Origin of the sequence: Vibrio sp. Y51_MX_L26 (assembly GCF_024181935.1) — a bacterium.
GTDB lineage: Bacteria > Pseudomonadota > Gammaproteobacteria > Enterobacterales > Vibrionaceae > Vibrio > Vibrio diabolicus.
In genome coordinates this window covers 126,373-148,750 of sequence record NZ_JAMZAS010000004.1, presented here as the reverse complement: position 1 = coordinate 148,750, position 22,378 = coordinate 126,373, and the positions used below count along the sequence as shown (strand labels likewise).

Sequence of the window (22,378 nt, the reverse complement as noted above, 5' to 3'; positions counted from 1 at the left end):
CGACACTATGAAAGCCTCTATTCTGACTAAGCTAGAAACGCTAGTAGAACGTTACGAAGAAGTTCAACATCTTCTTGGTGATCCTGATGTAATTGGAAATCAGGACAAATTCCGTGCTCTATCAAGAGAGTACTCTCAGCTAGAAGAAGTAACCAAGTGCTTCCAAGCTTATCAACAAGCACAAGAAGATCTTGTCGCCGCTGAAGAGATGGCAAACGAAGACGACGAAGAAATGCGTGAAATGGCGCAAGAAGAAATCAAAGAAGCGAAAGCGACGATTGAGCGTCTTACTGATGAGTTACAGATTCTTCTTCTGCCAAAAGATCCGAACGATGATCGTAACTGTTTCCTAGAAATTCGTGCAGGTGCGGGTGGCGACGAAGCGGGTATCTTCGCGGGTGATCTATTCCGTATGTACAGCAAGTACGCAGAAAAGCGTGGCTGGCGCATCGAAGTGATGTCTTCAAACGAAGCTGAACACGGTGGTTACAAAGAGATGATCGCAAAAGTGAGCGGCGACGGTGCGTACGGCGTACTGAAGTTTGAGTCAGGCGGTCACCGTGTACAACGTGTTCCTGCAACTGAATCTCAAGGCCGTGTGCATACATCTGCATGTACCGTAGCGGTGATGGCGGAAATTCCAGAGGCGGATCTGCCAGAAATCAAAGCAGCAGACCTGAAAATCGATACGTTCCGTGCATCTGGCGCGGGTGGTCAGCACGTTAACACCACGGATTCTGCAATCCGTATTACCCACTTACCAACGGGTACGGTAGTAGAGTGTCAGGACGAGCGTTCACAGCACAAGAACAAAGCGAAAGCGATGGCGGTTCTTGCTGCTCGTATCGTTCAAGCGGAAGAAGAGCGTCGTGCTGCAGAAGTGTCTGATACACGTCGTAACCTTCTAGGTTCTGGTGACCGTAGTGACCGTATTCGTACCTACAACTACCCACAAGGTCGTGTGTCTGATCACCGCATCAACCTAACCATCTACCGTTTGAACGAAGTGATGGAAGGTGACCTGCAGAGCTTGATTGATCCTGTGATTCAAGAGCACCAAGCAGACCAACTTGCGGCGCTCGCAGAGAACGGCTAATCGATGAGCCAAGTTCAATCAATTGAGCAAGCACTGAAAAGTGCGACGGCGAAACTGGCAGAAGGCGGCAAAGAGTCGCCTTCTCTCGATGCAGCTGTACTCCTCTGCCATGTCCTTGGCAAACCACGAACTTATCTACTGACCTGGCCAGAAAAAGCATTAGAAGCAGAGCAACAAGCAAAATTCGACGCTCTACTTGAACGACGTTTAACTGGTGAACCCGTCGCTTATATTATTGGTGAGCGAGAGTTTTGGTCTCTACCGTTCAAAGTTTCTCCCTCTACCTTGATCCCAAGACCGGATACAGAACGTTTGGTCGAAGTTGCACTCGATAAGACCTATGAGCAAACAGGGCCTATTTTAGATCTTGGAACGGGGACGGGGGCAATTGCTATCGCACTCGCATCTGAAATGCCAAAACGTCAAGTGATGGGCGTAGATCTCAAGCAAGAAGCGAAAGCACTTGCAGAGTACAATGCTGAGCAGCTAAACATCAAAAATGTGACCTTTGCTCAAGGCAGTTGGTTCGAGCCTATTGCAGAGGGTACGAAGTTTGCTTTAATTGTCTCCAATCCGCCGTATATTGATGAAAAAGATCCACATTTATCCCAAGGTGATGTGCGCTTTGAGCCAAAATCAGCATTAGTTGCTAAAGAGAATGGCTTAGCTGATATTCGTCATATCTCGGATCTTGCTCGTCAGTATCTTGAAGTAGGCGGTTGGCTGGCATTCGAACATGGTTATGATCAGGGTGATGCCGTACGTGAGATAATGCGTGGTTTTGGTTACCAACAAGTTGCCACGGAAAAAGATTATGGCGGTAACGACCGAGTAACACTTGGTTGCCTGGCCAGTTAATCATGGAAGTCAGCAAACACTAACTAAAAAGAGAAGAAAAATGTACGTAGCTCTAAAACACATACACTTAGTGACGATTGCGCTCAGCGCGACACTATTATCGATCCGATTCGTGTTAATGATGATGAACTCACCGAAGCGAAATAATCGCTTTTTGAAAGTGTTTCCCCACATCGTTGATACTGCATTGCTAGTGTCAGGTATCGCGCTTATTTTCATTACTGGTTTCATCCCGTTTACTGATGCCGCACCGTGGTTAACAAACAAAATCACCTGCGTATTGGCGTACATTGCACTCGGTTTCTTCTCGTTGAAGCTTGCGAAAAACAACCTACTGAAGATATTTGGCTTTTTCGGCGCATTAGGTTGGTTGGTCATGGCTGCAAACATTGCTGTGTCTAAGAGCCCTACGTTATTTGGATAAGACGTCATGTTAGAGTTTTTTGACGAAGATTTTGACAATATACCGTTGGTGGAAGGTGCGCTTGAGCTAAACAAAGCGATTAACCCAGAAACCAAAGTACATTGGGCGAAACAAGAGTTAGAGCGTCTTTACAAAGATGCAGAAGCCACGCTTGTTCATGAAACCGATGAAGAGCAGCGATTTGATGCATTCCTACGACTGTTTTTCCATGAGTGGGGATTCAAAGGCGACGAGCAGGAATACTTTATTTCGGACAACAGCTTTATCGATAAAGTGTTGGAGCGCCGAAAAGGTATCCCGGTTAGTTTAGGTTCGATTTTATTATATCTAGGTAAAAAGCTGGGTTTCCCGTTGAAGGGAGTCACTTTCCCTACTCAGTTTCTGCTAAAAGTCGATTGGATGCATAAAAAGCCAGACTACATTAACCCATTTAATGGTGAGTATGTGGGGGAAAGAATTCTCCAAGCTTGGCTTATTGGGCAAGAAGGGCCGTTGGCTCAGTTAAAGCCAGAACACTTTGAAGAAGCTGACAATCCAACCATTATTGGTCGCTGGTTAGCGTTGATCAAAAGCGCGATGTTACGTGAAGAGCACTACACGCTGGCGTTGCGTTGTACGAACCTTGCGTTAACCTTTGTGCCAGATGACCCATACGAGATTCGTGATCGTGGTTTTATCTTCCAACAGCTAGAGTGCCCTCAAGTGGCGGTGTCAGATTTTCAGTACTTTATTGACCAATGCCCTGACGATCCGGCTTCTGAGCTACTAAAATCACAAGTTAATGTGATGAGTGAAACGCACGTCACACTTCACTAATTTTATCGATGTGCCGAACTGTGGCGTGTCGTGGACAGAAAAAGAGAATCAAAATGGAACAGAAAATAGTTAATATCGGCGACATTCAGGTTGCTAACGACAAGCCATTCACCTTATTTGCAGGTATGAACGTTCTTGAGTCTCGTGATCTTGCGATGCAGATCTGTGAGCACTACGTAAAAGTAACGGAAAAACTTGGCATTCCTTACGTATTTAAGGCGTCGTTTGACAAAGCAAACCGCAGTTCTGTTCATTCATACCGTGGCCCAGGCCTTGAAGAAGGTATGAAAATCTTCCAAGAGCTAAAAGACACATTTGGTGTGAAGATCATCACTGACGTTCACACTGAAGCGCAAGCTCAACCTGTCGCTGACGTGGTAGACGTTATTCAGCTTCCTGCATTCCTAGCTCGTCAAACTGACCTTGTTGAAGCTATGGCCAAAACAGGTGCGATTATCAACGTGAAGAAACCTCAATTTATGAGCCCAGGTCAAGTGGGTAACATCGTTGAGAAGTTCGCGGAATGCGGTAACGACAAGATCATCCTATGTGAGCGCGGCTCTTGCCACGGTTACGATAACCTAGTCGTAGACATGCTTGGCTTTGGTGTGATGAAAAATGCATCGAAAGGCAGCCCAATCATCTTTGACGTAACGCACTCACTACAGATGCGTGATCCGTCAGGTGCGGCATCTGGCGGTCGTCGTGAGCAGACAGTTGAACTTGCGAAAGCGGGTCTAGCAACAGGCATCGCAGGTCTATTTATCGAGGCACATCCAAACCCAGACCAAGCACGCTGTGATGGCCCATCTGCACTGCCGCTAGACAAGTTAGAACCGTTCCTAGCGCAAATGAAATCTCTTGATGATCTGATCAAGAGCTTTGCAGATATCGATATCAAGTAAACGCCAGATGACTGGTGATCAAATGCAATAGCCAACCTCGTGTTGGCTATTTTTTTATCAGATGGCGCATCATTCTCAGTTTCTTGCTGTAAAGGCTCTAGGCCGCTGGGAATGTGCATCAGTGACTCCCAATAAGAAAAAGGTAAATAAATGAAGCAGCGTCTGATTATTAAAACTGCGTTGAGTGCCGCTATTTTGGCCTCGTTAGCTGGGTGTGCTACGCAACCTGTACCAGAATGGAATGCCGATACAACCTATAAATTGACCGTGCTACACACTAACGATCATCACGGTCGTTTTTGGCAAAATCGATACGGCGAGTACGGTATGGCAGCACGTAAAACGTTAATAGATGATTTGCGTGAAGAAATACAAGCAGAGGGGGGCAGTGTGTTACTGCTTTCTGGTGGTGACATCAACACTGGAGTACCTGAGTCTGATTTACAAGATGCCGAGCCAGATTTTAAAGGCATGAGCAAAATTGGTTACGATGCGATGGCGCTAGGTAATCATGAGTTTGATAATCCATTGGATGTGCTTTTCAAGCAGCAAGAGTGGGCAAGTTTTCCGATGTTGTCTGCCAATATTTACGATAAAAATACTGGCAAGCGTTTATTCCAACCATACGCGATGTTTAAAAAGCAGGGCATTAAAATTGCGGTCATTGGTCTTACAACCGAAGACACAGCGAAACTTGGCAACCCTGAATTCATTGAACAAATTGACTTCCGTGACCCAAAAGAAGAAGCCAAGAAGCTGATTGCAGAACTGAAAGAGACAGAGTATCCAGATCTGATTTTTGCTGTCACGCATATGGGACACTATGAAAATGGTAATAGAGGCATCAATGCTCCTGGCGATGTGGCGTTAGCTCGTTATTTGAATGACGGCGATCTCGACATGATCGTTGGAGGACACTCACAAGAACCTGTGTGCATGGAAGGGCCAAACGTCATCAAAAAGAACTTTAAACCAGGTGATGAATGTCAGCCCGATAAACAAAATGGTACCTTTATTGTTCAGGCACATGAGTGGGGGAAATATGTGGGACGCGCCGATTACGAGTTTCGTAATGGCGAACTCTCGATGGTGAGCTACGATCTGATCCCTGTAAACTTGAAAAAGAAAGTTAAAGTTGATGGTCAGTCGCAACGAGTCTCTATCCAAGAAGAGATTAAACAAGACGAAATGATGCTTGAGTTTCTTCGTCCTTATCAAGAAAAAGGTCAGGGCAAGCTAAACGTGAAGATTGCAGAATCTAACGGTAAGCTTGAGGGTGACCGCAGTGTGGTTCGTTACCAGCAAACAAACTTAGGTCGATTAATTGCAACGGCTCATATGGAACGGGCAAAAGCAGATTTTGCCGTAATGAATTCTGGCGGCGTTCGCGATTCGATTGCAGCAGGTGACATTACCTACAAAGATGTGCTGACTGTTCAGCCATTTGGCAATATGGTCTCTTACGTTGATATGACGGGCAAAGAAGTATTGGATTACCTAAATGTCGTTGCAACTAAGCCTGTCGACTCTGGAGCTTACGCGCAGTTTGCGGGTATTGCGATGAGTATCAATAATGGTGAGGTAACCAATGTGTTCATTGGTAACAAGCAGCTTCGCTTAGATGGTAATTACCGCTTTACCGTACCAAGCTATAATGCTGCTGGTGGTGATGGTTACCCTAAAATCGACGATCATCCAGGATATGTAAATACAGGTTTTACCGATGCTGAGGTTTTGAAGGATTATTTAGAAACACACAGCCCTGTTGATGTTAATGAGTATGCCCCTTCAGGTGAAATCACGTATTTAGTTGATACGGCGATTGATCAGTAACCCAACAGAGAAAAAGCGATTGACTCAAACTCGCTGATATCATTAACTAAAAGCGCAGAGCCGATTCAATCTGCGCTTTTTGTTTTTATGAGGAGAATCTTGATGACTCCGGCCATTAATCTTGCGAAAAAGAAAAAAATTCCACACACGATTCATCAGTATGAGCACGACCCTAGAGCCGATAGTTATGGCTTGGAGGCTGCTGAAGTATTGGGGCAGGATCCGAAAACAGTATTTAAAACCTTGCTGTTCTGCTTGAACGGCGAGCCAAAGAACCTTGCGGTTGCGATTATCCCTGTTGATCAAAAGCTGAACCTAAAACTGGCAGCGAAAGCAGCGAAGGGCAAAAAGGCCGATATGGCTGATCCGGAAATCGCGCAAAAGACCACAGGTTATGTTGTTGGTGGGATTAGCCCACTGGGGCAGAAGAAAGCCTTACCTACTTTTTTGCACGAAAGCGCAGCAGAGCAAGACACAGTCTGTGTGAGTGCAGGTAAACGTGGTTTAGAAATAGAGTTAGCCCCGAGAGATTTGCTGAGCTTAACTCGCGGTCAGTTTGCACCTCTTTGTTTGTAAACTCATGACAAATAAAAAGGACGCTCATGAGCGTCCTTTTTTGATCTTGCCTGTCAGAGAAGCGTTACTTACTTCTTCAGACTCAATGTACCACCGGTGCGTTTAGCTGGTTTGCTTGGCTTCGCGGCATTTGGGTTCATGTAATGCTGCTTAGGCTTACTCGGTGATTGAGGCTTGTTTGCTGAGTGCGTATTGCTCGATGCATCTGGTTTACGGTGTGATTTTCTATGCTCGCCTTGCGGTCTGCTACGTTCACCTTGTGGTTTCGCTTTGTAATGTTCTTTAGCTGGACGTCCGCCTTCATCGTCACGCTGACGACGCTTTTGTTGACCTTTTTTCGAGTTTGGAGCATGACGAAAATCGTCTGCGTTATTTCCGCGGTAGGTACGTGGCTTTTGATTTCGTCGAGATACCGAGTCTTGGTTTTCTTCACGGCTGTCATATAACTTCGCGTCGGTCGCTTTACGAATATTGCGGCCTTTTGAGTCAACACGAGATGCCTCTTCTGTACCCACCGAACCATCGCACATAGCAAGAATCTCAGCGACTTCATCGTCAGTTAAGTAACGCCATTTTCCGTTCGGAATACCGTCAAGAGAGATATTCATGATTCGAACACGACGAAGCTTAAAGACTTCGTAACCTAGTGCTTCACACATACGACGGATTTGGCGGTTAAGTCCTTGAGTGAGCACAATACGGAAAGAGAACTTAGTCTCTTTCGTTACCTTACAAGGTAGAGTGACGGTATCGAGAATCTTAACGCCGCTCGACATCTGTTTGAGAAACTCACCTGTAATCGGTTTGTCCACGCGCACAACGTACTCTTTTTCGTGGCTGTTGCCAGCACGGAGGATTTTGTTGACGATATCGCCATCGTTGGTCAAAAAAATCAGACCATCAGAGGGTTTATCCAAGCGGCCGATCGGAAAGATACGTTTTTTGTGACCGATAAAATCAACGATGTTCCCGGGTACATCTCGTTCTGTTGTACAGGTGATGCCTGTTGGTTTATTGAGAGCGATATAAATCGGCTTCTCTTTTGCTGCAACTGGCTTACCATCCACACAAACATCATCACCAGGTAGTACTTTTGTTCCCATTTCAGGCTTGTTTCCATTAATGGTGACACGACCTTGTTCAATCAGTCTGTCTGCCTCACGGCGTGAACAAAAGCCAGTTTCACTGATGAATTTATTTAATCGTTTAGCGTTGTCTTGTGACATTTTTGTCTCCTAACGTTTCACAACGGCGAATGAAGTTTCCTTCCCGTGAAAGGGAAGGAAGAATAAGGGCGGGCATTCTAGCATTAGGGTGAAATTTAGCCCAACCGTTTTTGGTGACGTTCGCGAGTTTCTAATTTCTTTTCCGCACTTTTTCTCAGTAGAACGTAAACGGCTCCGGTTCCACCGTGAAAGCGTTGCGCACTATGCACGCACTGAACTTCTCTGATTTGTTGTAGCCAGCTGCTAACAAAGCTTTTCATTAGTGCTGGTGGATTTGAGCGTTCTCCTCGGCCGTGGACAATAACGACCGTTCGTATGTCCATTGATAGGCACTGTTTTAAAAACTTTACGACTTCATCACGAGCTTCTTTCAATGTTTTACGATGCAGATCTAGGCGTGCTTGGATTGGATATTTGCCAAGACGAAGCTTCCGGTAAACCCCGTCTTGTACGCCATCACGTTTAAACTCAACAAAGTCCTCTGGTTTCAGCATTTCTGCGTGATCAAGTGACAGGTATTCTGGGTCATCTTCTGTTAGCCAGATTGCTGCTTCTCTCTTGGCGAGCTGTGCTTCGGTTACTTGGTGTACTTTTTTGTGTTCGGCGGTGTCTTGAGTGATCGGCTTTACATCGCCCATCATCTGTTGGAACAGATCAAAATCGTCATCGTGAGACATAGTAGTAATCTCATTAAGAACAGGGAGGAATAATAGGATTATATCAATGAGTGGTGCATTGAGATCAAATAAAAAACCGGAGTAGGCAAGTAACCGACTCCGGTGCAAAGCGTTTCTAGAGCTAAGCGAGATCTAGTGAGGAGATTTGTCGTTCATGATCTTGTATATGAAGAAACCGCCGTAAAATAACATCAGACCAATTGCCCCAAAGATTACTATCATTGACGATAGACCCACTGCATTACCAAATAGGAGATCAAGCCAAAAGTCCATACGTTTCCTCCAAGATGTTCCCGACAGGCATAAAACTAAATGGCAGTGCCTTGTTGCACACTGATCTGGATCAATTATGTTGCTAAGGTTAATAAACTGTATTTTGTTGTGAGTTATCAGTCACATTTTACGTGCTAGTGTTCAGTTATTCATCAAACGAATTAAGACCTAAGGTTTTTTTGTAAAAAGCACTTGCGTCACAGTTCAGAATCCGTAATATACGCATTCATTGACGGGGACAAGTCCTCAGTTAAACATATCGGTGAATAGCGCAGTTTGGTAGCGCATCTGGTTTGGGACCAGAGGGTCGGGGGTTCGAATCCCTCTTCACCGACCACTTTTAGAAAGCCTGCTCAATGAGCAGGCTTTCGTCGTTTTAGCGGTCGCAGATTTAGCTTTGATAGTATCGAACCAAATGGGGTTCGCCTGAAGTTAGAATATGGCTCTTCACCAACCGTATTAGAAAAAGCCGTAGCAGAAATGCTACGGCTTTTTTGCATTCGGTGGTATTTGTTTGGGACCTGTGGGGTGGGGACTGGTGCGCCAGTCCGATGGAATGCCAGTCCAATCGAATCCCTACTTCACCGACCACTTTCAGAAAGCCTGCTCAATGAGCTGGCTTTTGTCGTTTCAGCGATAGCAAATTTGACTTTGATAGTATCGAACCAAATGAGGTTCGCCTGACGTTGGAATATGGCGCTTCACCGACACGTATTGAGAGGAAGGCTCTACAGAAATGTAGGGCCTTTTCATTTTTTAGAGCGAGTAAATATATTACTTGATGTCACACGAGATGGTGCTGATAGGAGTTTCAGAAGTTGTGAAGCAAACATAAGCGGTCTTTGGATGGTTTGGACCAACTTTGATGTAACCTGCTTTTAGTTCGTCTTCATCAAACGTGACAGAGTGAGATTTGCTCGTACTTCCATCAAAATAAACAGCTTCAAAGCCTTGATTCATCATATGTGCGACGCGATTTCGGGTGTGGTTAGTGGAAAAAGTGATGTTCGCACAACGCATCATTGGTTTTTCGGTAATAAGAAACTGGCCACTCTCTTTATCTAATACCCCGCCTTTTGCTTCCGGGGTTATATCAATAGCTTGAAAATTTTCTACGTTACATGACGGTTTAGCATAAGCAAGCGATGAAGTGAGCATCATGCTGCTCACGCATAGGAACAAAGCTTTAAATTTCATATGAGTTATTATGTATCCACATAGGTTAGAGTCGTTTTAGCAGAGGAGTAAACCATTGTCAGTGATCGTGTTAGCGTGATGCCTTGCTATTCATCATTGATGAGGCCGGCTGCCTTCAAATAAATTTCTAAATATGGCACCTAGCTTGGCGGGTTTTACCGAGTGGTTTTATGTCAAAGCCCCTTTTTTTAAGCAGCTCAATCAGATTATCTTTACCAACTAAATGCAAACTGCCGACAACAACGGTATAGCGACCCGAACGTTGAGGTAGGACACTGCCAGTATCAAGCTTTTTTGCCCAATCTCGATTGCGCTCATATAAGAAAGCCTGATTAAAATCTTCTGTTGCTTGATCGGTTAATGATGCCTCAACCAACATGCTACCATCACCGCTCTTCCAACTTTCTATCAAACACTGAACCAATTCTTCCCCACCGTCATATTCTTCAATTGACGAGAGGAGCATCTCTTTACCACCTTCTGATTGACCTGCTATTAAATCAATTTGGAATTGCACGGACTCCAGTGGAATGACCGGGATTTGTTTTTTATCAGCGAGTCCTATTAAGTGCATGTCGACCCCTTTATCAGAGACATACCCCAGTTTGTTGACTAAAGCGAGTTGGATGGTTAATGCAGCCGTCCATGGTGGAGAATTTAAAAGTTGAGTTTCTGGCAACCCTAAATCTTGTGCTATCTCGACTAAGTGGCGACGTTGAGCCTTATCTAAAACATCTTTAGAGAGGATGGTTGCTTGTGGGTAAACCAAGCCTTCAGAGTTTCTGACATCTGCTTCGATAATCAACCCAGCGCTTTGGCTTAAGTGTTGAGTAATAGTTTTAGGGAGTGGGTACATCGTTTTATCGCCCACATGCACAGAGCCAATGATCATCAGCTCGGTTTCCCCTTTTTTTGCTAACCAATGTTGCGGTTCTGCATAAGAGGAAAAGGGAGCAAAGGCAACAAGTAGGGATGATATGAGTGTCAAGAGACGAAACATAGAATGGTCCTCAGGTAAGATACCTTTAAACTTTATACTCAAAAATGCTTGAGGTTAAGTGCAATTTCTCTAGTGGGGATATTCGACAAAATCGTCATTTCTAAAAATATTAACGAGTTTTGACGACGAATAAATGAGAGTCACTTCACGAAAGATAAATAGGTAATTCGCTTACTAATGGTTCACAAAATAATTAGGCGTGATCCAAATCTTACAAAATCAGTCGTAACTCATGAATATGAGTGACCTAGATCGCAGCAAACTCGTCAAAACAAGTTGTTCGATTTTGACGTAGCTTGTAACTTCATGAAAGTTAAGTTTTTATGGTTTTTGCTGAGTGTCATTTTTTGAACTAGATCACTTCCTATTTCTATTTATTTTACGCTTAGAAATAACTGGTTGTATGTTGAATGCAACTGTTAGGCCCCTCGCATTTGAGGAGCCGCGATTTTTATCATTGTCGTTTTGAACCACTGACTTTTTTGGGGAAGTAAGATGTTTAAACCTAGTCTGATTGCTGTTTCTGTTATCACCACATTAGCAGGTTGCTCTGCTCTACAAAGCTCTGAGCAACAAGCTGTAAATTCACTGGCTAATAACCTTGACATCCAATATGAAGTGTTGACTAACCACGGTGCAAACGAAGGTCTTGCTTGTCAGGATTTAGGGGCTGAGTGGGCTTCTTGTAACAAGGTGAACATGACGCTAGTTAACCAAGGTGAAGCGGTTAACTCAAAAGATTGGGCTATCTACTTCCACAGCATTCGTCTGATTTTGGATGTAGATAATGATCAGTTCAAAATTTCTCGTGTAACGGGCGACCTACACAAACTGGAACCAACAGATAAGTTTGATGGCTTTGCGGCGGGCGAAGAAGTGGTACTTCCACTAATTGGCGAATACTGGCAGTTATTTGAAACCGACTTTATGCCAGGCGCTTTCGTGGCTGCACCAAACGCAGAACCTAAGATGATCGCTTCTCTTAACACAGAAGACGTTGCGTCTTTCGTGACTGGCCTTGAGGGTAACAACCTAAAACGTACACCAGACGACAACAATGTATTTGCAAACGCTGTGTCTCGTTTTGAGAAAAACGAAGACCTAGCAACACAAGACGTATCAACCACGTTACTACCAACACCGATGCGCGTTGAAGCGGGTAAAGGCAAAGTAGATATCGCGGATGGTATTGCGCTGCCTAAAGACGCATTCGATGCGACTCAGTTCGCAGCAATTCAAGATCGTGCAGAAGTGGTAGGTGTGGACGTTCGTGGTGATCTTCCTGTAAGCATCACTGTTGTTCCTGTAGACTTCACTGGTGAATTTGCAAAATCTGGTGCTTACGAGATGAGCATCAAAGGCGATGGTATTGCGATTAAAGCGTTTGACCAAGCAGGTGCTTTCTACGCAGTACAATCTATCTTTGGCCTGGTAGATAGCCAAAATGCTGATTCTCTACCACAACTGTCTATTCAAGATGCACCTCGCTTTGATTACCGTGGTGTGATGGTGGATGTGGCTCGTAACTTCCACTCTAAAGACGCCATTCTCGCAACGCTAGACCAAATGGCAGCGTACAAGATGAACAAACTTCACCTTCACCTAACCGATGATGAAGGCTGGCGTTTGGAAATCCCAGGCCTACCTGAGCTGACAGAGGTTGGCGCTAATCGTTGTTTCGATACACAAGAGAAAAGCTGCGTACTGCCTCAGCTTGGTTCCGGTCCAACGACAGACAACTTTGGCTCTGGCTACTTCAGTAAAACAGACTACGTGGAAATCTTGAAATACGCGAAAGCGCGTAACATTGAAGTCATTCCCGAAATCGATATGCCAGCACACGCGCGTGCAGCGGTAGTATCAATGGAAGCACGTTACGACCGCCTGATGGAAGAAGGTAAGGAAGCTGAAGCGAACGAATACCGCCTGATGGATCCTCAAGATACTTCTAATGTCACTACGGTTCAGTTCTACGATAAGCAAAGCTTTATCAACCCGTGTATGGAATCTTCCACTCGCTTCGTAGATAAAGTAATTTCAGAAGTGGCAGCAATGCACGCTGAAGCTGGGGCACCGCTAACGACATGGCACTTTGGTGGTGACGAGGCGAAGAACATCAAGCTAGGTGCTGGTTTCCAAGACGTTAACGCAGAAGACAAAGTAAGCTGGAAAGGCACGATTGACCTGTCGAAACAAGACAAGCCATTCGCGCAATCTCCACAGTGTCAGGCGTTAATCGCAGAAGGCACAGTGAGCGATTTTGCTCACCTACCGAGTCATTTTGCACAAGAAGTATCAAAATTAGTTGCTGAGAAAGGCATTCCAAACTTCCAAGCATGGCAAGATGGTTTGAAATACAGCGAAGGTGAGAAAGCATTCGCAACAGAAAATACGCGTGTTAACTTCTGGGACGTTCTTTACTGGGGTGGTACATCATCAGTGTACGAATGGTCTAAGAAAGGTTACGACGTGATCGTTTCTAACCCAGACTACGTGTACATGGACATGCCATACGAAGTTGACCCGAAAGAGCGTGGTTACTACTGGGCAACACGTGCAACCGATACGCGTAAGATGTTTGGCTTTGCACCAGAGAACATGCCTCAGAACGCAGAAACCTCTGTAGACCGCGATGGCAACGGCTTTACTGGTAAAGGTGAAATCGAAGCGAAACCTTTCTACGGTCTATCAGCACAGCTTTGGTCTGAGACAGTACGTAACGACGAGCAATACGAGTACATGGTATTTCCTCGCGTACTCGCAGCCGCAGAGCGTGCATGGCACCGTGCAGATTGGGAGAATGACTACAAAGTCGGTGTTGAGTACTCGCAAAACTCTAACCTAGTTGATAAAGCATCGCTAAACCAAGACTACAACCGCTTTGCGAACGTACTTGGCCAACGTGAACTGGCTAAGCTAGAAAAATCTGGTATCGACTACCGCCTTCCAATTCCTGGTGCGAAAGTAGAAAACGGCAAGCTAGCTATGAACGTTCAGTTCCCTGGCGTTGAACTGCAATACTCGTTAGACGGTCAAAACTGGCTGACTTACGCAGACAATGCTCGTCCAAGTGTGAAAGGAGAAGTGTTTATCCGCTCTGTATCAGCGACAGGGGAAAGAGCAAGCCGCGTAACTAGCGTGAAATAACCTTAATCTTCTCAGCTAAATTTAAGCAAACCCTCAATGTCATGTTGAGGGTTTCTTTATTTTTATGGGAAATTAAGTGTGACCAATGTCTGATTATTTTTCATTGATAAATAAGTTTTAGCTTATAATGGTCAGGGTTATTGTGAACTGGATCGACTTAATTCGCTAAATGTCAATAAATTACCTGTTTATGATCACACTTCTATTTTTTGAATCATTATAGAAAAATACGGTAAGTGCCTGTATTTACCATACTTTTATCAGGGTTGTTGAGCGTCGGTTTGAACAAGATCACTTTTTAAAATGTTTTATTTTCCATCGCGAATTAATTGGAACAATATTGCGATCGCCAAGGAGGCACATTCCAAAGTTTGCGATAAAAGGGAAGAGAAGCCCTTTAAAACCGTCGCATAACGTGAATAAATAAAGGCAGTAATTATGAAAAACATTTTTGCACTGAGTGCTCTTTCTCTCGCTTTCGCTTCTAGCGCTTTTGCTGGTTCTTCTTACGTAACAGGTAACGTTCAATTCCACGATGATGGTCGAATCCATGGTTCGGACGTTACGTCTACACTGGAAGCTGGTCATACTTTTGATAACCAATTTGGTGGCTTTACGGTTTACACCGAGTTTGATGGTATTCAGCTGGGTAAACTGGAAACAGAAAACGGTGGCGCGGGTAACACAACACCAGCGATCACTGTGGGTGGTGAGCAGTCATTTAACATTACCGATCATTTATGGGTTGCAGCGGGTTACCAACACTTGTTCTCTGCTGGCGAGAACGTACAGTACCGTCCATTGGTTAAGATCGGTTACAACTTCGATAACGGTATCTCGCTAAGTAACCGTACTCGTGCGCATATTGATGCGACAGACGCAGATGCGGATACAGATTACCGTATGGATAACCGTATTGGTTACGTGATGAATGAAGATGTGACGCTAAGCTACAACAACGTCTACATGATTGAAGCGGAAACGATGGACCACGAGCTTCGCGCAACGTGGACACGTAAAGGTGTTCAGCCTTACTTTGAGTTCCGTAGCCAAGCACACGGTGCAGAAAACGCAAGTGGTGATAGCCTAGTTAACAATGCGTTTGTATTTGGTGCCTCTTACGGCTTCTAATCTTATATTTGTCCATTAAGAAAAAGCCCAGCAATTGATTTGCTGGGCTTTCTTGTTATTTGTCGTTGCCTTCGTGGTGGCTATATTCGAACACTTGGCCTTTTTCGTTAAAGGCGTAAACAGTGTAGCTGTCTTTTTTATCGCCATACTCCATACCAGGGGAACCCATTGGCATGCCCGGTACCGAGAGCCCTTTTGCGTTACGTGGTGGATTTTCTAAGAATGCTTTAATGTCTTCGGCTGGAATGTGACCTTCGAACACATAGCCGTTGATTTCTGCTGTGTGGCAAGAGTAAAGCTGTTCGTTCTTGATGCCTAGATCGCGTTTTATGGCGTTCATGTCATCGTGCAATTTCTCTTCGACCGTAAATCCGTTCTCTTCCATGTGTTTTGTCCATTCACCACAGCAGCCGCAGTATGGCGATTTGTGGTTAATGACATCAGCTGCCAATACGTTGGCGGATGCGGTCGCAAGCATTGCAAAGGTCAATAATTTCAACTTCATAATAGCCTCAAATATAAGTGGTTATTTTACTGAAAAAAGTCGTAGTCGATTTGCATTACTAACGACAGTAATAGATGACAGCGCCATTGCCGCACCTGCGACAACTGGGCTGAGCAAAAATCCAAATGCAGGATAAAGTACGCCTGCGGCAACAGGGATCCCCAGTGAGTTATAAACGAAGGCACCAAATAGGTTTTGCTTCATGTTTTTAAGTGTAGCGCGCGACAGTTCAATCGCATGTACCACCGCCATTGGTGACGTGTTCAGGATGGTCATTTGCGAACTTTCAATGGCGACATCACTGCCGCTACCCATTGCAATACCAAGGTTGGCTAACGCGAGAGCAGGGGCGTCGTTGATGCCATCCCCCACCATTGCCACGACATGGCCTTGGGATTGAAGTTGCTCAATGTGCTGAGCTTTCTCATCTGGCATTACTTGAGCGATTACTTCATCAATACCAAGTTCTTGACCGATAGCGTTGGCTACGTGTTGGTTGTCACCCGTCAGCATTACCGTTTTGATGCCTTGCGATTTTAATGCAGAGAGAGCGTGTTTTGCATCCGATTTGATTGGGTCAGCAATGGCGATCAGGCCGACTAACTCACCATCGAGCGCAACGGCAACCGGAGTCCATGCATTCTGAGCGCATTCGTCAATTGCATCCTGAAGAGCCTCTGTTGCAACGTTTTCCGCTTGCATAAATTGAAGCGAGCCAATAAGCAGCGGTTTACCTTGATACGTTGCCAAAATGCCGCGTCCGCGAACGTTTTCAAATTTATCGAGAGTCACTTCTTGTGTGTCGTGCTGATTAGCAAAGTCGCATACCGCTTTTGCTAGTGGGTGCTCTGACTGACGCTCGGCGGCGTACGCTAACCCCAACAGCTCTTCTTGGCTGGTGGTGTGAGTAAACACTTGCTGCACACTCGGTTTACCTTGGGTAAGCGTGCCTGTTTTATCGAACACAACCGTATCTATTTTACTCGCTAGCTGCAGGGCATCAGCATCTTTGATCAAAATGCCGAGTTCTGCGGCTTTACCCACTCCCACCGTAACAGAAAGTGGGGTTGCTAAGCCTAGAGCACAAGGGCAGGCGATGATAAGTACGGTTGTGGTGACCACCAGCATATAGCTCGCTTTTGGCTCTGGGCCAACGGCAAACCAAACAAGCGCGGCCAGTATTGCTATGCCTACAACGACAGGGACAAACACCGATGAAATCTGGTCTGCCAATTTCGCGATGGCAGGCTTACTGCTCTGAGCGCTGCGCACCATACGAATAATACGTGCGAGCATCGTATTTGCGCCGATTCCGGTAGCCTCTATAGTGAGAGAGCCGTCGGTATTCAATGTCCCTGCGGATACATGTGCCTCTTGTGCTTTTAATACAGGAACGGGCTCACCAGTTAGCATGGACTCATCGATATACGATTCACCATTGATTACCGTACCGTCGACGGGCACTTTCTCTCCCGGCTTGATACGTAACTTCATTCCTAAAGTGATTTCTTCTACCGCGATTTGTTTATCACCTTTCTCAGTGATGACGGTCGCTTGTTGAGGCTGTAAGTTCACCAAAGCCTGAAGCGAGCGAGTTGTGTTTGCTTTCGCTTTGGCTTCTATATAGTGACCAAGTGAAATCAAACCAATGATCATCGCGCTGGCTTCGAAGTAAACATGACGAGATGCCATTGGGAACCAATCTGGGAGAATCACCACAAGCATAGAATAGAACCACGCTGCGCCAGTACCGAGCGCAACTAAGGTATCCATCGTGGCGCGCTTGTGAGTGGCCGCTAACCAAGCGTTACTAAAGAACTGTTTTCCGGCAGTGGCAAGCAGCAGCAAACACGCAATACCGATCGCGCCCCAAACCAATTGGTCATTGGTGTTGCGAATCATCATGTTGCCACCAGCAACACCCCAAATCATCAAAGGGGCACCCACAACAAGGCCGGCAATTGCATCCAACTTAAAGCGTTTTTGCTGTTGACGTTGTTGCTGCGCTTGCTTTTCTTGCTGTGTCGCGGCGTCTTGTAAAACCTCGCCTTGGTAACCCGCTTGTTTGACAGATTGCAAAATAGATTGATGTAACGAATCTGAGTCTTCAGTCACAAACACCAGTGCGCTTTGTTCTGCGAGGTTTACCTGAGCTTTTTCAACCCCTTGTACATTAGTAAGAGCTTTTTCTACTGATGCGACACAGCTTGCACAGGTCATACCTTGAATCAACATCTGTAGTTGAGCCGTGCCTGCTGGTTGCTCGTCAGGCGCTGCTTGGTCGCCTTTTTCGCTTTGATATGTCTGGCTTTGGCGTTGATCGGGAGTGATTGCCTTGTGCTCTTCAGCAACTGAGTTATCAGTAACAGCGCTATTGTTGGCCGTATAGCCCAAGCTGGCAACTAGCTCAATGACTTGTTGCTCGGAGAGTAGGGTACGAATCTCTAAGTGCGTTGTTGAAGCCTCGAAAGAAATAACGTCTTGATGAGAGTTTAATAAAGACGAGAGTTTTTTCACGCAGCCGCCACAGCTTAAGCCTGAAAGGTTTAACTCGTACTGATTTCCTGCTTGGTAACCAAGAGATTCAATTGATGAGACAAGCTCTTTGATAGAGGACTCGGTTTTGACCTCGACTTGCGTTGGGGACAAAGTGAGGATCTCTACATCGTGATTCGCATGTAAAGCCTTCTCAACTTTTCTCGCACAGCCCATGCAGTTGAGCCCTGATAAAGGTATAACAAACTGATACATAATCTGCACCTCAATAATAGTGATACATTGAGCTTAAACCTTCCTGCAAGGGTAAGGTCAATACCCATTTTTTGCTCACAACAATTTCGTCAAAATCGCTTGAATCACACAAGTTCACCGCCATTTTACTTGCGAGTGATCTCAAGGTTTTTTCTCTCTGAATATAAAGTTCCGTTAAAACACCTAAAAGATGAATGAAGTCGCTCACGCTTTTGAGATGCTCTCAATGTCAGTTCAGTGTCAAAAAGTGCTTTTAACGTTTTTGATTTTTTATATTTAAATTTAAGTTTTTGATTTTTAATTGATTATATTATTTTTGATCTTCTCATTTTGAAGTCGCTCAGATTGCTGTAGGGAAAGTTTTTTAGTGCGAAAAAAGTTTGTCATATTTGCCCCGTCCAAACATTGTTTCAAGTTCCTGCCATGTCCTAGTTAGCGAATTTGAAAATGGAAAAAACTAAAAAATATAGGGGTTAAAAATGTCTTACCTAAAGAAAAGCCTACTTGCTACGGCAATCACAGGCATGATGTTCAGTGGTGCTGCATTTGCTGATGGTGCAAACAGTGACGCAGCAAAAGAGTTCCTAACCAAAGATTCATTCTCTTATGAAGTTTACGGGATCATCGCGATGCAGGCCGCGTACCGCGATTACGATTCTGGCAACAAAGCAACGGACGATGATCTAGGTGGCATGCAGCTAAACAACGAATCTCGCATCGGTTTCCGTGGTAAAAAACAATTTGCTAACTTCGGTCCTACTTTTATTTGGCAAATCGAAGGTGGTTACGTTGACCCTAGCTTTGGCGGCGAGGGTGCAGGTCTTGGTGAACGTGACACATTCGTCGGTTTTGAAAGTGCATCTTGGGGTCAAGTTCGTTTAGGTCGTGTATTAACACCGATGTACGAATTGGTTGACTGGCCTGCATCTAACCCAGGTCTCGGTGACGTTTACGACTGGGGTGGTGCAATCGGTGGTGCTAAGTATCAAGACCGTCAATCAAACACCATTCGTTGGGACTCGCCAATGTATGCGGACAAATTCTCTCTAGATATTGCGGCTGGTGCAGGTGACAAAGCAGGTCTGGGTGAAGGTGATGACTACTGGGGTGGTATCGCGGCGCACTACAAAATTGGTCCAATTCAGTTAGATGCCGCATACGAGGGTAACCGTAACATTAAGATGGAAGGCCAAACGTGGGAAAACAACACATACTTGGTGGGTGCTCAAGGCTGGTTTGATAACGGTATTTCTTTCTTCGCGCAATACAAATACATGGAAGCTGACGCAAGCAACGGCGTGAGTGAGAAGCAAGACGCAATGTCTGCCGCTATCATGTACACCACAGGTGATTGGCAATACAAACTGGCTTACGCAGCGAACTTTGATCTAGAACGTGACGGTAAGACACTATCTAACACATCTGATGATGTTGTTTCAGCACAGATCATGTACTTTGTTGACCCATCTGCAGTGCTATACGCTCGTGCACGTATGAACGATTTCAACGAAGGTCTAGATGGTCTAGATGATGCGGCTCGCTGGACATCAGGTACTAACGGTGACTACAACGAATACTCTGTAGGTGTTGAATACTACTTCTAATAAAGAAGCAGCTAAAAGGGCGGAAACGCCCTTTTTGTCTTGATACTGATTCAAATAAGCCTTTGGAATGACTGGCCTGTAAGTTTCAGAGGCTTATCTAAATTGGTATAAAGTGAGAAACCACGATGAAAAAAACAACGACACTTCTCGGACTTTGCGCAATGCTTTCTGCGCCTGCTTTTGCTGCTCAACTGACTCTGCAAGCAGAACTGGTTCCTCGCGTTCTCAACGGTGAGTTCGTGTACCCTGAGTGGATTTCCAAAAATAACAGCATCGAGCTGAAGGACGGGGAAAATCAGTTGGCGGTGACGGTTGGACAAATTGTTTTTGAAGATGGCAAGCGCCGTAAGTTCGATTCGCAGCCACTGGTATTAGAGTTTGAAGCAGAAAAAGACGCCGAACTATCGCTGACTTACAAAGCGTTCCGTACCATCGAAGAAGCGAAAGCTTTCGAACTCGATCCCAAAGTGGTATTGAAAGACAAACACGGAAAAGAAGTGGAATTCTCTATGGTTCAACTTCGTAAAGGTGGCTTGCAAGGTTTTCGTGATTACGAGCGAGAAGTGGCTGACTATAACAATGCAATGAACAAAGAATCGACCAAGGCAAGCATTGCGTCTTCTCCGGCGGAAACCAAAACAATCAAAGCATCGTTTAATGAGTTAAGCCGTGAAGAGCAGCAAGAATTTATGCAATGGGCGATGCGTAACCTGAAGTAATTTCGTTCTGCACTTTAACAGTAAATAGGAGGGCAGTACCTTTATTGGTGCTGCCCTGTTTGTATTTCTGGTGTCAAACCGATTGTAGAATTGACTTACGGTGGTAAAATGTCGCCACTTTTATCCTTGACATTACAACGAGAGATCTCTCGTTGCTCATTACCCCTAAGGAACTCAAATGACGGTTAAAACTCGTTTTGCTCCTAGCCCAACTGGCTATCTACACGTTGGTGGTGCGCGTACTGCACTTTACTCTTGGCTATACGCTAAAAACCAAGGTGGTGAATTCGTTCTACGTATCGAAGATACAGACCTTGAGCGTAACTCTCAGGAAGCAGTTGATGCAATTCTTGAAGGCATGGAATGGCTAGGCTTGGAGTGGGATGAAGGTCCTTACTACCAAACTCAACGTTTTGACCGTTACAACGAAATGGTTGATAAGCTTCTTGCTGAAGACAAAGCTTACAAATGTTACGCGTCTAAAGAGCTGCTAGATGAAATCCGTGCAGAGCAAGAAGCAAATAAAGAAATGCCTCGCTACGATGCGAACCATCCAAAAATCAAAGCAGCAAACGAAGCGGCAAAAGATGGCGATCCATGTGTTATCCGTTTCCGTAACCCGAAAGAAGGCAGCGTAGTATTTGATGATCAAATCCGTGGTCGCATTGAAATCCGCAACGATCAAATGGATGACCTAATCATTCGTCGTACTGACGGTTCACCTACTTACAACTTCTGTGTAGTAGTGGATGACTGGGACATGGGTATCACTCACGTTGTTCGTGGCGAAGACCACATCAACAACACGCCTCGTCAAATCAACATCTACGAAGCACTAGGTGCGCCAGTACCAACGTTTGCGCACTGTGCAATGATCTTAGGTGATGACGGTGCGAAACTGTCTAAGCGTCATGGTGCAGTATCAGTCATGCAATACCGCGATATGGGTTACTTGCCTGCGGCACTAAATAACTACTTAGTGCGTCTAGGTTGGTCTCATGGCGACCAAGAAATCTTCTCTCAAGAAGAGATGATCAATCTATTCAGCCTAAATGCAGTATCTAAGTCAGCGTCTGCCTTCAACACGGACAAACTGCAATGGTTGAACAACCATTACATCAAAAATTCAGATCCTGCGTACGTTGCAGAGCACCTACAATGGCACCTAGATCAACAAAAACTAGACGTAACGAATGGTCCTGCTATCACTGACGTGATCAAGCTAGTGGGTGAGCGTTGCAACACGCTGGTTGAGCTAGCTGAGCAAATCCGTTACTTCTACGAAGATTTTTCTGAGTTTGAAGCGGGCGCAGCGAAGAAACACCTACGCGGTGTGGCTAAAGAGCCTCTAGAGCTTGCTCTAGCGAAAGCTGAAGCACTGACCGAGTGGACAACAGCAAACATCAAAGATGGCGTTATCGCTGCAGTCTGTGAAGAGCTAGAAATCGGCATGGGCAAAATCGGTATGCCATTACGTGTTGCTGTAACAGGCGGCGGTCAGTCTCCTTCTGTAGATGCAGTAATGGAACTGGTTGGCAAAGAGCGTTGTGTTGCTCGTATTAAGATGGCGCTTGAGTTCATTGCTGAGCGTGAAGCAAACGCATAATTGCTTTGAACTAAACGTTCTTTTGAATAAATAG

Annotated in this window: 19 protein-coding genes and 1 tRNA gene; 13 read left to right on the top strand and 7 right to left on the bottom strand. The window is 45.2% G+C overall.

The window, feature by feature from the left end; genetic code table 11:
* The first annotated feature begins 7 nt into the window (after positions 1 to 7).
* The 7 genes from prfA to ybaK all read left to right on the top strand — a co-directional run bounded on the left by prfA (position 8) and on the right by ybaK (position 6,508).
* Positions 8 to 1,096, top strand: coding sequence for a peptide chain release factor 1 (gene prfA / locus NL645_RS11820; RefSeq protein WP_005382222.1), 1,089 nt, complete (start codon positions 8 to 10; stop codon positions 1,094 to 1,096).
* A gap of 3 nt (positions 1,097 to 1,099) precedes the next feature.
* A complete protein-coding gene (prmC, locus tag NL645_RS11815) occupies positions 1,100 to 1,954 on the top strand; it encodes a peptide chain release factor N(5)-glutamine methyltransferase (RefSeq protein ID WP_053807690.1) in 855 nt (284 codons plus the stop codon).
* Positions 1,955 to 1,994: 40 nt separating this feature from the next.
* Entirely contained in the window at positions 1,995 to 2,378 is a 384-nt protein-coding gene (locus NL645_RS11810) for a SirB2 family protein (RefSeq protein ID WP_005382225.1), read from the top strand.
* A 6-nt stretch (positions 2,379 to 2,384) separates the two neighbouring features.
* Entirely contained in the window at positions 2,385 to 3,194 is an 810-nt protein-coding gene (locus NL645_RS11805; RefSeq protein ID WP_005384098.1) for a SirB1 family protein, read from the top strand.
* A 53-nt stretch (positions 3,195 to 3,247) separates the two neighbouring features.
* Positions 3,248 to 4,099 carry a 3-deoxy-8-phosphooctulonate synthase gene (kdsA, locus tag NL645_RS11800; protein WP_114323799.1) on the top strand — a complete coding sequence of 284 codons (852 nt, stop codon included), beginning with the start codon at positions 3,248 to 3,250 and terminating at the stop codon, positions 4,097 to 4,099.
* A gap of 150 nt (positions 4,100 to 4,249) precedes the next feature.
* Entirely contained in the window at positions 4,250 to 5,932 is a 1,683-nt protein-coding gene (gene ushA, locus NL645_RS11795) for a bifunctional UDP-sugar hydrolase/5'-nucleotidase UshA (RefSeq protein ID WP_253651745.1), read from the top strand.
* Between the two features lie 102 nt (positions 5,933 to 6,034).
* A complete protein-coding gene (gene ybaK, locus NL645_RS11790; protein ID WP_134647960.1) occupies positions 6,035 to 6,508 on the top strand; it encodes a Cys-tRNA(Pro) deacylase in 474 nt (157 codons plus the stop codon).
* Positions 6,509 to 6,576: 68 nt separating this feature from the next.
* On the opposite strand, the gene rluF is transcribed toward ybaK, so the two are convergent.
* The 3 genes from rluF to NL645_RS11775 form a co-directional block, all read right to left on the bottom strand.
* Positions 6,577 to 7,734 (bottom strand): 23S rRNA pseudouridine(2604) synthase RluF, encoded by a 1,158-nt coding sequence (gene rluF, locus NL645_RS11785; protein ID WP_253651744.1) that lies wholly within the window; start codon positions 7,732 to 7,734, stop codon positions 6,577 to 6,579.
* A gap of 95 nt (positions 7,735 to 7,829) precedes the next feature.
* A complete protein-coding gene (smrA, locus tag NL645_RS11780; protein ID WP_005393162.1) occupies positions 7,830 to 8,411 on the bottom strand; it encodes a DNA endonuclease SmrA in 582 nt (193 codons plus the stop codon).
* Positions 8,412 to 8,543: 132 nt separating this feature from the next.
* The gene (locus NL645_RS11775) at positions 8,544 to 8,684 is read right to left on the bottom strand and encodes a DUF3149 domain-containing protein (RefSeq protein ID WP_005382236.1); all 141 of its coding nucleotides are present in this window, start codon (positions 8,682 to 8,684) and stop codon (positions 8,544 to 8,546) included.
* A gap of 260 nt (positions 8,685 to 8,944) precedes the next feature.
* On the opposite strand from NL645_RS11775, the gene NL645_RS11770 reads away from it, so the two are divergent.
* Positions 8,945 to 9,021, top strand: a tRNA-Pro gene (locus NL645_RS11770).
* 437 nt (positions 9,022 to 9,458) lie between these two features.
* Here NL645_RS11770 and NL645_RS11765 read toward each other — a convergent pair.
* Both NL645_RS11765 and NL645_RS11760 read right to left on the bottom strand, forming a co-directional pair.
* Positions 9,459 to 9,881: a hypothetical protein gene (locus NL645_RS11765; RefSeq protein WP_065645201.1), complete on the bottom strand. Its 423-nt coding sequence runs from the start codon at positions 9,879 to 9,881 to the stop codon at positions 9,459 to 9,461.
* 127 nt (positions 9,882 to 10,008) lie between these two features.
* Positions 10,009 to 10,881: a TraB/GumN family protein gene (locus tag NL645_RS11760; protein WP_253651743.1), complete on the bottom strand. Its 873-nt coding sequence runs from the start codon at positions 10,879 to 10,881 to the stop codon at positions 10,009 to 10,011.
* Positions 10,882 to 11,376: 495 nt separating this feature from the next.
* Here NL645_RS11760 and NL645_RS11755 point away from each other — a divergent pair, with 495 nt between their 5' ends.
* Together NL645_RS11755 and NL645_RS11750 are read left to right on the top strand one after the other, a co-directional pair.
* Positions 11,377 to 14,028: a beta-N-acetylhexosaminidase gene (locus NL645_RS11755; protein WP_253651742.1), complete on the top strand. Its 2,652-nt coding sequence runs from the start codon at positions 11,377 to 11,379 to the stop codon at positions 14,026 to 14,028.
* Between the two features lie 438 nt (positions 14,029 to 14,466).
* A complete protein-coding gene (locus tag NL645_RS11750; RefSeq protein WP_005382004.1) occupies positions 14,467 to 15,159 on the top strand; it encodes an oligogalacturonate-specific porin KdgM family protein in 693 nt (230 codons plus the stop codon).
* Positions 15,160 to 15,214: 55 nt separating this feature from the next.
* Here NL645_RS11750 and NL645_RS11745 read toward each other — a convergent pair whose 3' ends face one another.
* The gene (locus NL645_RS11745) at positions 15,215 to 15,664 is read right to left on the bottom strand and encodes a DUF411 domain-containing protein (RefSeq protein ID WP_012842060.1); all 450 of its coding nucleotides are present in this window, start codon (positions 15,662 to 15,664) and stop codon (positions 15,215 to 15,217) included.
* A gap of 21 nt (positions 15,665 to 15,685) precedes the next feature.
* Complete coding sequence (locus NL645_RS11740) at positions 15,686 to 18,415, bottom strand: heavy metal translocating P-type ATPase (protein WP_253651741.1); 2,730 nt, start codon at positions 18,413 to 18,415, stop codon at positions 15,686 to 15,688.
* 479 nt (positions 18,416 to 18,894) lie between these two features.
* On the opposite strand from NL645_RS11740, the gene chiP reads away from it, so the two are divergent.
* The 3 genes from chiP to gltX all read left to right on the top strand — a co-directional run bounded on the left by chiP (position 18,895) and on the right by gltX (position 22,344).
* Positions 18,895 to 20,019, top strand: a complete 1,125-nt coding sequence (gene chiP, locus NL645_RS11735) for a chitoporin (protein ID WP_253651740.1) — start codon at positions 18,895 to 18,897, stop codon at positions 20,017 to 20,019.
* Positions 20,020 to 20,144: 125 nt separating this feature from the next.
* Positions 20,145 to 20,738 (top strand): DUF2057 domain-containing protein, encoded by a 594-nt coding sequence (locus NL645_RS11730; protein WP_048626113.1) that lies wholly within the window; start codon positions 20,145 to 20,147, stop codon positions 20,736 to 20,738.
* Positions 20,739 to 20,916: 178 nt separating this feature from the next.
* Positions 20,917 to 22,344 carry a glutamate--tRNA ligase gene (gltX, locus tag NL645_RS11725; protein ID WP_046874282.1) on the top strand — a complete coding sequence of 476 codons (1,428 nt, stop codon included), beginning with the start codon at positions 20,917 to 20,919 and terminating at the stop codon, positions 22,342 to 22,344.
* The last annotated feature ends 34 nt before the right edge of the window (positions 22,345 to 22,378 follow it).